Consider the following 12591-nt stretch of genomic DNA (forward strand, 5'->3'; position numbering starts at 1 on the left):
CTCAGTCGCCGTGCCAGTGGTGCCACAGCGCGGCGTACTCGCCGCCCTCGGCGACCAGCTCGGTGTGGCTGCCCAGCTCGGTGATGCGCCCCTCGGCCATGACCGCTACCCGGTCGGCGTAGTGGGCGGTGTGCAGGCGGTGGGCGATCGCGATGACGGTGCGGCCCGCGAGGACGGCGGCCATCGCCCGCTCGGCGTGACGGGCCGTCGCGGGGTCGAGCAACGCGGTGGCCTCGTCGAGGATCACCGTGTGCGGGTCGGCCAGCACGACGCGGGCGAGCGCGAGCTGCTGGGCCTGCGGCGCGTCCAGCGTCATGGCGTTGGCGCCCAGCTCGGTGTCCAGCCCCTGGGGCAGGTCCCGCACCCAGGTCGCGTCCACCGCGGCGAGCGCGGCGAGAATCTCGTCGTCGCGGGCGTGGGGGGCGGCGATCGCGAGGTTGTCGCGGACGGTGCCGAGGAACACGTGGTGTTCCTGGGTGACCAGCACGATCCGGCGGCGCAGCTCCTCGGGCGACAGCAACGCCACCGGGGTGCCGCCGACGGTGATCCGTCCCGCGCGGGGGACGTCGACGCCGGCGAGCAGCCGCCCGAGGGTGGACTTGCCCGCGCCGGAGGGCCCGACGATCGCCAACCGCTCCCCCGGCCGCACCGACAGGTCGACGCCGTGCAGCACGTCCCGGTCACCGCTGTAGGCGTACCGCACCCCGGTGACCTCGAGCCGGTCGTCGCGGGGTGCCTCGGCGCCGACAGCGGCGGGTGCGACCTCGCCGAGGCCCTTGAGCCGCGCGAGTGAGGCGCCGCTGCGCTGCACCTGCTCCATCCACATGAGAACCTGGTTGACCGGGTTGATCAGCTGCATCGCGTACAGGCCGGCCGAGATCACCGCACCGAGACTGACCAGGTCCCGCACATACAGCACACCGCCGGCGAGGAGCACCGCGACCATCGCCGCGATCGACGCGAAGTCCACCGCCGGGAACAGGACACACCGCAGGAACAGGGTCCGCACCCTGGTCAGGAAGCCCTCGCCGACCCGGGCGTCGCCGTCGGCGACACGGCGCGCGCCGAGGTCGAACGCCTCGATGGTGCGGGCACCGTCCACGGTCGCGGCGATCGACTCGGACAGGTCGGAGGTGGCGGCGCCTTCGGCGAGGTAGGCGGTCCTGGCGCGCTTGAGATACCAGCGGGCCGCGAACCACAGCCCCGACACCGACACCATCGCGCACACCGCGAGCGGCGGGCTGACCAGCAGCATCGCGCCGAGGATGAGGACGGTCTGCAGGGTGCCCATGAACACCTCGGGCACGGCGTCACGCAGCGCGCCCCCGACCGTGGCGACGTCGGCGGTGGTGCGTGACATCAGGTCACCCGTACCGGCACGCTCCACCACCGACGTCGGCAGCGCGAGGGTGCGGTCGACGAACTCCTCCCGCAACCTCGCCAGGGACCGCTCGGCGAACCGGTAGGCGAAGTAGTGGGCGAAGCGGGTGAGCACCATGTGCGCCACGGCGAACGCGACGATCGCGACGGCGAGCAGGTCGACGGTCGACGTGTCGGGGGTGCCGGACTCGACGTTGTTGACGATCCGGCCGATCAGCCACGGCGCGCCCAGCCCTGCCAGTGACGCCAGACAGGTCGCGACGACCACGAGCGCGGTGGCGCCGGGATCGACGCGGACGATGTCGCGGGCCGCGCGGCGCACCCCTCTGGCGTCGGCGACGGGCAGCCGCCACTCGGTGTCAGTCACTGACGAGCTCCTCGTCGCTTCCCCGGAACGCCAGCGTCCGGTACCCGGGCTGGGTCGCGAGCAGGTCGGTGTGCGTCCCGGTCGCCACGACCCGCCCGTCGACGAGGTAGGCGACCCGGTCGGCCCGGTCCAGCAGCAGCGGCGACGTCGCCACCAGTACGGTCGTACGGCCACCGCGGGCCTTGACGAGCCGTTCGGCGATCACCGACTCGGTGTGCGCGTCCACCGCCGATGTCGGCTCCACCAGCAACAACACCTCCGGGTCCGCGAGCAGCGCCCGCACCAGCCGCAGCCGTTGGCGTTGACCACCGGACACCGACCGGCCCTGCGCCTCCACGAGCGAGGACAGGCCGTGCGGGAGCGCGTCCACGATGTCCTGCGCCATGGCGACGTGGATCGCGGCCCACACGGCGTCGTCGTCACGGCGGTCCCGGGGCGACACCGCCTCCCGCAGCGGGCCCGCGAACAGGTAGGCGTCGTTGTCGGCGACCAGGATCCGGTCCCGCACCGCCGACAGCGGCACCGCCGAGAGCGGGGTGTCGCCCCAGGTGACGGCCGAGTCGGTGTAGCGGCCGAGCCGGTCGACCAGGTCGGTGGCCTCCACCGGGGTCGCCGCCGCGACCGCGAGCAGCTCACCCGGCCACACGGTCAACCCGCTGTCCGGGTCGTACAGTGCCGCGGGCCCCGGCGGCGCCGACGCGGTCGGGGTGTCCGCCACCGCGGGCTCGATCGCGAGGACGGTGGTGACCCGACGGGCGGCCACCACACCACGGCTGATGTCCTGGGCGCCCTCGATCAGGAAGAACACCGGAGTGGCGAGCACCGCGACATACCCGTACACCGCGACCATCTCCCCGACGGTGATCTCCCCCGCCGCCGTCATCCGCGCCGCGAGCCAGGTGACGGCGGCGAGGAACAGACTCGGCAACCCGACCGCGACACCCTGGATCCAGCTCGACACCGCCCCCACCCGGTAGCCCTCGACCCGCAGGTCCTGCGACCCGCGCCGATACCGGTCCGCGAACATGTCCTTGCCGCCGATCCCGCACAACACCCGCAACCCCGCCACGATGTCCCCGGCACGGGCGGTCAGACTGCCCTGCCGCTCCCGGTAGGTGGACTCGGTGCTGCGCAGCCGGTTGAGCAACGGCCCCACCGCCACGACCAGCAGCGGCACCCCGACCAGCACCACCGTCGCCAACAGCGGCGAGATCCCCACCAGCAGGACCGCCACCGCCACATAGGTCACCGCCGCCCCCACCCCGGGGCCGGTGGAAGTCATGGTGCGGGCGATCCGGTCGAGATCCGCGGCACCGATACTCACCACCTCACCGGAGCTGACCCGCCTCGGCAACTCCGCACCGACCCGCACCGCGTGCCGGATGACCACCTGCACCGTGCGGTAGCTGGCGTCGGTGCGGATGAACGTCATCGTGCGGTGCCGGGTGATGCCGATCAGCGAGTTCGCCGCCCCCGTCACCGCCAGCACCGCCACCCATACCCCGAGCGCCCCCAGGTCACGGGCCCGCAGACCGTCGTCGATGGCGCGGGCCATCAGGTACGGCGGCAGCATCAGCAGCACCATCCACGTGATCGACAGTGCCGCGCCGCGCGCCACCCGCCACCGCTGGCACCGGACCAGCCACCACAGGAACCGCAGCGGGCCGCGTGCGTCGGGCACGCCCGGATCGGCGTAGGGAACCTGCAGGCGCATGTCTCCCACCCTAGGCAGGCACGTCACCGATTTTCGGGCCACCCGTCAAGCTCGTGGCGTAGCGACACCGACCGACGCCTCGACACCACCCGCGGTACCGGCCGTGAGAGTCTGGAGTGGATGGACGGGATCCGCTGCGCCGAATCAGCCGAGGCACTGGGGGAACCACTGGCCGGCACGTCGGCGGTGGCCACGACCTGGCTCGCGCTCGAACAACCCGGGCCGTGGGGACGTGACGCCCTGTCCGCGAGCCACCTCGACACCGGCCTCGCCCGCGAGCTGGCGTCCGCATCCGCAGGCACAGGGGTGCGGATCGTGCTGATCCGCAGGCCCGGCGCCCACCCCGACCGCCACCGCCCCAGCCCCCGCAGCGTCTACCTCGCCCACACCACCCCCGGCCGCACCCGGCTCGAACGCACCACGTTCACCGACCCCAAGGAACTCCTCGACCTGGACTTCACCCGCGCAGGCGAGGGCACCACCGGCCTCGCCTGCACAGCCGTACCGCAACCGCTGCTGCTGGTGTGCACCAACGGCAGACGCGACGTGTGCTGTGCACTGCGCGGCCGACCCGTCGCCGCCGCCCTGGCCGCCACCCACGGCGACCAGGTGTGGGAATGCACCCACATCGGCGGCCACCGCTTCGCCCCCACCGCCGTGCTCCTGCCCACCGGATACTCCTACGGTCGACTCACCGCCGACACCGGCGCCCGCCTCCTCGCGGGCGACCCGCTCCCGGGCGACTGCCGGGGCCGCTCCACCTGGTCGGCCGCCGGTCAGGTCGCCGAACTCGCCGTCCGCGGCCTCATCGGCGACACCGACCCCGACACCCTCACCGTCGACGACCAACCCGACAACGACGTGCACGTCACCCACAGCGACGGCCGGGCCTGGCGTGTCACCGTCGCCGAACACACCGGCCCACCCCGCCCCGCCAGCTGCGGCGCCGCCCCCAAACCCGCCGTCACCCTCACCGCGGTCAGGGTCCGAACGTGGCCGTGACCCACCGCCGCTGCCACGGCGTCTCCACCGCCCGCCGGTGATAGTGCGCCCGCGCCCACGCCACCGCCTCCCCCGCGGGCACCCCCGACAACACCGCCAACGCGGACACCACCGTCCCCGTCCGCCCGATCCCCCCACCGCACGCGACCTCGACCCGCTCCCCCGCACCCGCCCGCCGGTGCAGATCCCGGATCGCCGCCACCGCGGCCTCCCCGTCCCGAGGCAGCCGGAAATCCGGCCACTCCAACCACTCGTGCGGCCACCCGAACACATGCCGCGCCCGCAACCGCCCAGAACCCAGATACAGCCCGAAATCCGGGGCAGGCCCACCCGGCGCGGGGTTCCGCAAACCCCGGCCACGCACCCACACCCCGTCAGGAAACCGCACAGCGCCGTCCAGACGCGACTCCGTCACACCGGCAACTATCACCCACGAACACCCCGCCCGGAACGGAATTCACCGCACCGCGAACACCCAATTCCCGGCAACAAAACCGGCCCCCGACTCCACACCGGAATCAGGGGCCGACCAACACCGAAACTCACTGATAGCGCGGCGGATCATCCGACAGCTCCGTCGACTCCGCCGGCCGCTGCGGCGGCCGCTGCGGACCAAGACCCGGCGACTGCTCACGCGGCTCCGGCTCGAACGACGGCGGCGCATACCCCGGCGGCACCACCGCCGCGGGCGGCTCCGGCGCACGACCGATCGCCGGCCGCGTCACCGACGCCGACGACGCCGCCAACGGACCAGGAACCTCCTGACGCGCCACCGCCTCCGCCGCCCGCACCGCCTCGGCCACCTTCGGATCAGTCGACGTGTCGAACCAGCTCGCGATCTCGTCCTCGTCGTCGTCCCGACGCTGCGGCGGCTCGTAGGCAGGCGGCTCGTACCGGAACACCCCGTCATCACCCGGCGCACCCAACGTACGCGCGAACCCCTCCAACGCCTTCCCGAAGTCGTTCGGCAACATCCACACCTTGTTCGCGTCGCCCTGCGCCATCTGCGGCAACGTCTGCAGATACTGGTAGGCGAGCACCTCAGGCGTCGGCTTACCCGCCTTGATCGCGTCGAACACCTTCTCGATCGCCTTCGCCTGCCCCTGCGCCTGCAGATACCGCGCCGCACGCTCACCCTGCGCACGCAGGATCCGCGACTGCCGCTCACCCTCCGACGCCAGGATCGCCGCCTGCTTCGCACCCTCGGCCGCCAGGATCTGGCTCTGCTTCTGCCCCTCGGCCGTCTTGATCGCCGCCTCCCGCGTACCCTCCGCGGTCAGGATCATCGCGCGCTTCTCCCGGTCCGCACGCATCTGCTTCTCCATCGAGTCCTGAATCGACAGAGGCGGATCGATCGCCTTCAACTCCACCCGAGCCACCCGGATCCCCCACCGCCCGGTCGCCTCGTCGAGCACACCACGCAACTGCCCGTTGATCGAGTCACGCGACGTCAGCGTCTCCTCCAGACTCATCCCACCCACCACGTTACGCAACGTAGTCGTGGTGAGCTGCTCGACACCCACGATGTAATCCGAGATCTCGTACACCGCGTCCCGAGGATTCGTCACCTGGAAGTACACGACCGTGTCAATCGACACCGTCAGGTTGTCCTGGGTGATCACCGGCTGCGGCGGGAACGACACCACCTGCTCACGACGGTCGATCCGCGCCCGCACCCGATCCAGGAACGGCACCAGGAAGTTCAACCCCGGCTCCGCCACCGACCGGAACCTGCCGAGCCGCTCGATCACCGCGGACTGCGCCTGCGGGATCACCAGGATCGACTTCACCACGACCGTGATGACGAACAAGACAATGACCACGACGATGATGAGAATGGTCAACATGCCTCCACTCCGGACGGCGCTTCCTGGCCGATGTTCAGGAAGTAGATCACACAATCCCCCAGCACACGGGCACGACCGGCGCCGCTCACTCCGCGTCCGCCAACACCACCGCGGTCGCACCCGCGATCTCCACGACCGTCACCTCCCGGCCCGCCGCGATCGGCCGCCCCGAATCGAACGTCCGTGCGGACCACACGTCCCCACCCAACCGCACCTGCCCGCCATGCCCGTCCACCGCCGACACCACCACCGCCCGACGCCCCACCAACGCGTCCACGTTCGTGGCCACCAGCTCACCGTGCATCCGCCGCTTCAACCACGGCCTCGCGAACGTCACCAACCCGATCGACACCACCGCGAACACCACCACACTCACGACCGTGTTACCGAAAACCCCCTCCGCACCCGCACCGGCCAACGCACCGACACCGATCATCAACAGGAAGAAATCCCCGGACAGTATCTCGGCAGCCATCAACGCGAATCCGCCGAGGAGCCACAACAATGCCGCCATAGTTCAATGATTCCACCACGGAACCGCGCAGGACACTACTCTTCGCCAGTTGTCACGAAATCGATCAGCCGCTCCACCGCACCGATCAGCGGCGTCTCCAGGTCCCGGTAACTACCCACCCCCGACAACACCCGACGCCACCCCTCCGCAGGCTCACCCCACCCCAACCGCGCACACACCCCCTCCTTCCAGTCCACCCCACGCGGCACCCTCGGCCACGCCGCGATCCCCACCGCCGCCGGCCTCACCGCCTCCCACACATCCACGAACGGATGCCCCGTCACCAGCACATTCACATCCCGCAACCCCGCCACGATCCGCGACTCCTTGCTCCCCGCCACCAGATGGTCCACCAACACCCCCAACCGCCGATGCCCCGCCGGACCGAACTCCGCCACCCGCGCCGCCAACTCGTCGATCCCGTGCAACGGCTCCACCACCACACCCTCCACCCGCAGGTCATGCCCCCACACCCGCTCCACCAACTCCGCGTCGTGCACCCCCTCCACCCACAACCGGCTGTCCCGCGCCGTACGCGCCCGCAACCCCGCCACCCGCACCGACCCCGACGCCGACACCACCCGCCCCGGCGCCTGCGACCGCGACGGCCGCACCAACGTCACCGGCTCCCCGTCGATCAGAAACCCCGCAGGCGCCAACGCGAACAACCGCGTCCGCCCATGCCGGTCCTCCAACACCACATGCCCCTGCTCGAACCCCACCACCGCCCCGCAGAACCCACTCGCCGGATCCTCCGCCACCACCCCAGGCTCGGCCACCACCTCCGGCACCGACCTCCGGGCCCGACCCCGCCCCACCATGTCACCGCCATAGCTCTCCGCTCGCACGGCGAGTCACCCTATCCAGTACCGATTGAAAAAACCCGCACCTCAGCCGTCGGAGAACACGTGTCCCGGACGACGATGAAGACATGGGCACGCGAGAAGGCGTGGCGCCCGACCCGGCGCTCGGCCTCCTGGAGCTGTACGACGAAGCACTCCCGCACGTCTACGGCTACCTCCTCGCCCGCTGCCACGACCGGCCACTCGCCGAGGACCTCACCGCCGAAACCTTCCTCGCCGCCGTCACCGCCACCCGCAAACCCGACGCACCCGACCCCACCACCGCCTGGCTCATCGGCGTCGCCCGCCACAAACTCGCCGACCACTGGCGACGACTCGAACGCGAACAACGCGGACTACGCCTCCTCGACAACACCACCGACGACACCACCGACCCCTGGGACCACACCCTCGACGCCATCCGCGCCAAAGCCGTACTCGCCCAACTCGGCCCACACCACCGCGCCGCCCTCACCCTCCGCTACCTCGACGGACTCCCCGTAGCCCACGTCGCCGAACACCTCGGCCGCACCCTCCACGCCACCGAAGCACTCCTCGTGCGAGCCAGAGCCGCATTCCGCAACAGCTACCGGGAGGAGGGCTCGCCATGACCGACCCGTTCGAAGCACTACGCGACCCCACCACCCCGGCCACCCCGGACCCCGCCTTCGCCGCCCGCCTCCGCGACCAACTCACCCGCGCCGTACTCGACCAACCACCCCGAGGAGACACCATGACCACCCACACCACCCCACGAACAACCGCCTGGCCACCCACCCTCACCCCCTACATCGTCGTCTCCGACGCCCGCGCCGCACTCGCCTGGTACACCGAAGTCCTCGCCGCCACCCCACGCGGCGAACCCCACGTCAACCCCGACGGCACCATCGGCCACATGGAAATCGCCCTCGGCGACGCCGTCCTCATGTTCGCCGAAGCCTCCGACCTCTGGCCCGACGTCCCCGTCCAAGCCCCCGACAACCCCACCACCTTCAGCCACTCACTCCACCTCGACGTCCCCGACGTCGACGCCACCATCGCACTCGCCCGCAGGCGAGGCGCCACCGTCCAACGCGAACCAGCCGACCAGCCCTACGGCCGAGGCGCCACCATCGTCGACCCCTTCGGCCACCGCTGGCTCATCGTCACCCCACCACCCACCGCCACCCGCGCCCGCCAGGGCGACATCGTCCAGGTCACCATGGTCACCCCCGACGCCACCCGCACCAAGACCTTCTACGAAGCCGTACTCGACATCCCCTTCACCACCGCCAGCGTCGCCGGCGCATGGGACGCCCACGACACCAACCCCCGCTTCGGCACCTGGACCCCCGACAACACCCCACCCCAGACAGAACTGTGCTTCAAGGTCGACGACATCACCGCCGCCGCCGACCGCGTCCACACCGCCGGCGGCACCACCGGCGACATCAACCGCCGCCCCTACGGCCTCACCGTCGAATGCGTCGACGACCAGGGCATCCGCTTCCAACTCTGGCAACCAGCACCCTGACCAGCACACCGTGGCCCACGCCACCCATGACGACCGTCAGCCCCGACGCGTACCGTCACCAACACCATGCCCAGAAAGGTCGACCACCACACCCGCCGGGCCGCCATCGCCGAGTCGGCATGGCGGCTGACCTCGCACGGCGGCATCGAAGCGGTCACCATGCGACACGTCGCCGCCGACGCGGGCATGTCCCTCGGCCAGGTCCAGCACTACTTCACCACCAAGGACGCACTCCTCACCTTCGCCTACCAACTCCTCACCGAACGAATCACCACCAGAACCACCACCACCCGCCACCCCGGTGACGAAGAACCCGAACCCCACGACGTCCTCCGCCACGCCCTCGTCGAACTCCTCCCCCTCGACGAACAACGCACCCTCGAAGCCCACGTCACCACCGCCTACCTCGCCCACGCCACCGTCACCCCCGACATGGCCGCCCAACTCCGCAAAACCCACACCACCCTCGAGAACCTCATCACCCACCAACTCCGCCGAGGCCAACACCGCGGCAACGTCCCCGTCCACCTCGACACCACCCGCGCCGCACGCACCCTCCTCGCCCTACTCGACGGCCTCACCGCCCACGTCCTCATCGGCACCCACACCCCCACCGACGCGGAACACGCCCTCGACACCCACCTCGACGAACTCTTCACCACCTGATGGACACCCTCACCCCACGAGCACTCAACCGCGCCACCCTCGCCCGCCAACACCTGCTCACCCGCACCGACCACACCGCCACCGCCACCGTCGAACACCTCGTCGGCATGCAGGCCCAGGCACCCTTCCCGCCCTACACCGGCCTCTGGACCCGCCTCACCGACTTCCACCCGAACGAACTCGCCGACGCACTCCTCAACCGGCACGTCGTCCGCATCGCACTCATGCGCGGCACCGTCCACCTCGTCACCGCCGCCGACGCCTGCTACCTCCGCCCCCTCGTCCAGCCGCTCTTCGACCGCGACCTCGCCACCAACACCCTCCACGCCCGACACCTCACCGGCCTCGACCTACCCCAACTCGCCGCCACCGCCCGAGAGGTCCTCGCCGACCACCCCCACACCGCCCGACAACTCGGCACCGCCCTCGCCCGACACTGGCCCGACCGCCACCCCGACGCCCTCGCCCACGCCGCCCGAGGACTCCTCCCCCTCGTCCAGGTCCCACCCCGCGCCGTCTGGGGCCGCAGCGGACAAACCGCCTACCACACCGCCGAACACTGGCTCGACCGCGAACTCGACCCCGCGCCCGACCCCAGACACCTCATCACCCGCTACCTCGCCGCCTTCGGCCCAGCCACCATCGCCGACATCCAGACCTGGGCGGGCCTCACCCGCCTCCGCGACCTCACCGACACCCTCGACCTGCGCACCTACCACACCGACGGCCGCGAACTGTACGACCTGCCCGACGCCCCACGCCCCGACCCCGACACCCCCGCACCCGTCCGCTACCTCCCCGAGTTCGACAACGTCCTGCTCTCCTACGCCGACCGCACCCGCCTCATGACCGAAGAACACCGCAAACGGCTCTTCGGCGTCAGGAACGGCGTCCTCCCCGGCACCTTCCTCGTCGACGGCCTCGTCCGCGGCTCGTGGCGCGTCACCAGACAACGCAGGTCAGCCGTACTGACGATCACCCCGTGGGCCAGGACCAGCAAGACCGACCTGGCCGCCCTCACCGGCGAAGGCGGCTGACTCCTCGACTTCCTCGCCGAGGACGCCGAGACCAGGGACATCCAGGTCGAATCCTGAATCTTTTCTTCTGTGCTGTCTTTTTGGGTGTAGTGCAGGTGGAGGTCCGGCCGCCGACGAGTCGGCAAAATAATTGGACATCTTTATAATTAATAGTGGATTTGTGGTCAGGGAGGTGGGGGAGCAGGGGCAGTGGTGATGAAGGTGGCGGGGTCCGTTCAGCGCGGCGACCGGGCTCTTCCGCGGCGGCTTGCGGGAGGCTGGGTCAGAACGCGGGCCACGGGATGGCGCGGTAGTCCGCTTCCGGCGACGGGAACCGGTCGGTGTCCAGGAACTCGTGCAGGCGGCGCCGCAGTGCGCGGATCTCGCCGCGGGTGATGTGCTCCGCGAGCGTCTGGGAGACGTCGTCGAGGCCCGCACGCAGGGTCTTCAGCATCCCGACGACGTCCTCGGGTAACCGCTCCCCCATCCACCCCCACAGCACGGTCCGCAGCTTGTGCTCGACGTGCAGGCAGATGCCGTGGTCGACGCCGTACACGTTGCCGTCCGTGCCGTGCAGTACGTGGCCGCCCTTGCGGTCGGCGTTGTTGAGCACCACGTCCAGGGCGGCCATGAGCCGCACGGCCGAGTGGTCGGCGTGCACGAGGACCGCGGGGTCCCCGAACCGGTCGTGTGCGTGGAGCACCGTGCGCCAGCCCTGCGGCACGTCCACCGGGGCGAGCACGTCGACCAGGTCGTCGCCCTCCTTGGTCTCGATCCACAGCTGCACCATGCCGGGCCCGAACGGGCCGTCCCGCAGCACGGTCGGCGGGATCACCGACAGGCCGGCGGCCTGGCACACCAGGTAGGAGGCGACCTCGCGGCCCGCGAGCGTGCCGTCGGGAAAGTCCCACAGCGCGCGCTCGCCGCTGACCGGCTTGTACACGCAGTTGGCGTGCGCGTCACCGCCGGTGATCTCACAGAAGAGGGTGGCGTTGGAGGCGTCGACGAGGCGCCCCTCGATCTCGATGCGTCCCCGCGTGAGCAGTTCGGTGACGCCCCGGTCAGCAGGCAGCAACGTCCTTATTCCGCCTCGTCTTCCTCGGTGCGCCGGTAGCCGTTCTGCCGAGGGCAGACATGCCCGTTCGGGTCGAGCGGCTCACCGCACAGTGGACACGGCTTGCGGCCTGCGTTGATCACCCGGTCGGCGCGCTCGGCGAAGGCCCGTGCCTCGGCGGGGGTGAGGAAGACCCGCACGGCGTCCGGTCCCTCCTCGGTGTCGTCGAGCACGATCGACTCGTCGACCTCGCTCTCGGTGATCGCCAGGAGCTCGATCACGACGGCGCTGGTCTCCGAGTCCCATCCCAGACCCATCGTCCCGACGCGGAACTCCTCCTCCACCGGCACGTTGAGCGGGTCGGCGTCGACCAGCTCCGTCGGTGTCTCGTCCGGCAGGTCCGCGCCGAAACGGCGGTGGACCTCCTCGAGCAGGGATCCGATTCGCTCTGCCAGCACCGCCATCTGCTGCTTCTCGAGCGCGACGCTGACGGTGCGGGCGCTCTCGGACGCCTGGAGGTAGAACGTGCGGTCGCCTGGTTGCCCGACCGTGCCTGCGACGAAACGATCGGGTTGGCGGAAGACATGAATGACTCGAGCCATGGCACCTCCGACCCTACGGCAAACGTCGTGTTCGAGCAGGCCGGTTCCCGAGCCGACACGCCCTGCACCGGGAA

Annotated in this window: 13 protein-coding genes; 5 read left to right on the forward strand and 8 right to left on the reverse strand. The window is 70.7% G+C overall.

The window, feature by feature from the left end; genetic code table 11:
- Window position 1: 1 nt before the first annotated feature.
- Window positions 2–1747, reverse strand: coding sequence for an ABC transporter ATP-binding protein (locus tag CLV71_RS33270; RefSeq protein ID WP_133906855.1), 1746 nt, complete (start codon window positions 1745–1747; stop codon window positions 2–4).
- Window positions 1740–3461 (reverse strand): ABC transporter ATP-binding protein, encoded by a 1722-nt coding sequence (locus CLV71_RS33275; protein WP_208297870.1) that lies wholly within the window; start codon window positions 3459–3461, stop codon window positions 1740–1742. Before CLV71_RS33275 ends, CLV71_RS33270 begins: the two co-directional genes overlap by 8 nt.
- Window positions 3462–3581: 120 nt before the next feature.
- Here CLV71_RS33275 and CLV71_RS33280 point away from each other — a divergent pair, with 120 nt between their 5' ends.
- Window positions 3582–4463, forward strand: coding sequence for a sucrase ferredoxin (locus CLV71_RS33280; RefSeq protein ID WP_133906856.1), 882 nt, complete (start codon window positions 3582–3584; stop codon window positions 4461–4463).
- Here the strand turns inward: CLV71_RS33280 and CLV71_RS33285 are convergent.
- The 4 genes from CLV71_RS33285 to CLV71_RS33300 all read right to left on the reverse strand — a co-directional run bounded on the left by CLV71_RS33285 (window position 4441) and on the right by CLV71_RS33300 (window position 7672).
- Window positions 4441–4878, reverse strand: coding sequence for a protein-tyrosine phosphatase family protein (locus CLV71_RS33285; protein WP_133906857.1), 438 nt, complete (start codon window positions 4876–4878; stop codon window positions 4441–4443). The genes CLV71_RS33280 and CLV71_RS33285 overlap by 23 nt on opposite strands.
- A 127-nt stretch (window positions 4879–5005) precedes the next feature.
- Window positions 5006–6310, reverse strand: coding sequence for an SPFH domain-containing protein (locus tag CLV71_RS33290; RefSeq protein ID WP_133906858.1), 1305 nt, complete (start codon window positions 6308–6310; stop codon window positions 5006–5008).
- Window positions 6311–6395: 85 nt separating this feature from the next.
- Window positions 6396–6785, reverse strand: coding sequence for an NfeD family protein (locus CLV71_RS33295; RefSeq protein WP_243866914.1), 390 nt, complete (start codon window positions 6783–6785; stop codon window positions 6396–6398).
- 74 nt (window positions 6786–6859) lie between these two features.
- Entirely contained in the window at window positions 6860–7672 is an 813-nt protein-coding gene (locus CLV71_RS33300) for a DUF3097 domain-containing protein (RefSeq protein ID WP_208297871.1), read from the reverse strand.
- Between the two features lie 83 nt (window positions 7673–7755).
- Between CLV71_RS33300 and CLV71_RS33305 the strand changes: the two genes are divergently transcribed.
- From CLV71_RS33305 to CLV71_RS33320, 4 genes are all read left to right on the forward strand, one after another.
- Window positions 7756–8277, forward strand: coding sequence for an RNA polymerase sigma factor (locus CLV71_RS33305; RefSeq protein ID WP_133906860.1), 522 nt, complete (start codon window positions 7756–7758; stop codon window positions 8275–8277).
- Window positions 8274–9179: a VOC family protein gene (locus CLV71_RS33310; RefSeq protein WP_133906861.1), complete on the forward strand. Its 906-nt coding sequence runs from the start codon at window positions 8274–8276 to the stop codon at window positions 9177–9179. Before CLV71_RS33305 ends, CLV71_RS33310 begins: the two co-directional genes overlap by 4 nt.
- A 66-nt stretch (window positions 9180–9245) precedes the next feature.
- The gene (locus CLV71_RS33315; protein ID WP_133906862.1) at window positions 9246–9845 is read left to right on the forward strand and encodes a TetR/AcrR family transcriptional regulator; all 600 of its coding nucleotides are present in this window, start codon (window positions 9246–9248) and stop codon (window positions 9843–9845) included.
- The gene (locus CLV71_RS33320) at window positions 9845–10882 is read left to right on the forward strand and encodes a winged helix DNA-binding domain-containing protein (RefSeq protein ID WP_133906863.1); all 1038 of its coding nucleotides are present in this window, start codon (window positions 9845–9847) and stop codon (window positions 10880–10882) included. The genes CLV71_RS33315 and CLV71_RS33320 overlap by 1 nt, the downstream gene beginning before the upstream one ends.
- Before the next feature lie 262 nt (window positions 10883–11144).
- Here the strand turns inward: CLV71_RS33320 and CLV71_RS33325 are convergent, their stop codons facing one another.
- Both CLV71_RS33325 and CLV71_RS33330 read right to left on the reverse strand, forming a co-directional pair.
- A complete protein-coding gene (locus tag CLV71_RS33325) occupies window positions 11145–11936 on the reverse strand; it encodes an SCO1664 family protein (RefSeq protein ID WP_133906864.1) in 792 nt (263 codons plus the stop codon).
- Between the two features lie 5 nt (window positions 11937–11941).
- The gene (locus CLV71_RS33330) at window positions 11942–12517 is read right to left on the reverse strand and encodes a DUF3090 domain-containing protein (protein WP_133906865.1); all 576 of its coding nucleotides are present in this window, start codon (window positions 12515–12517) and stop codon (window positions 11942–11944) included.
- Between the last annotated feature and the right edge of the window lie 74 nt (window positions 12518–12591).

The organism is Actinophytocola oryzae, assembly GCF_004364325.1.
GTDB lineage: Bacteria > Actinomycetota > Actinomycetes > Mycobacteriales > Pseudonocardiaceae > Actinophytocola > Actinophytocola oryzae.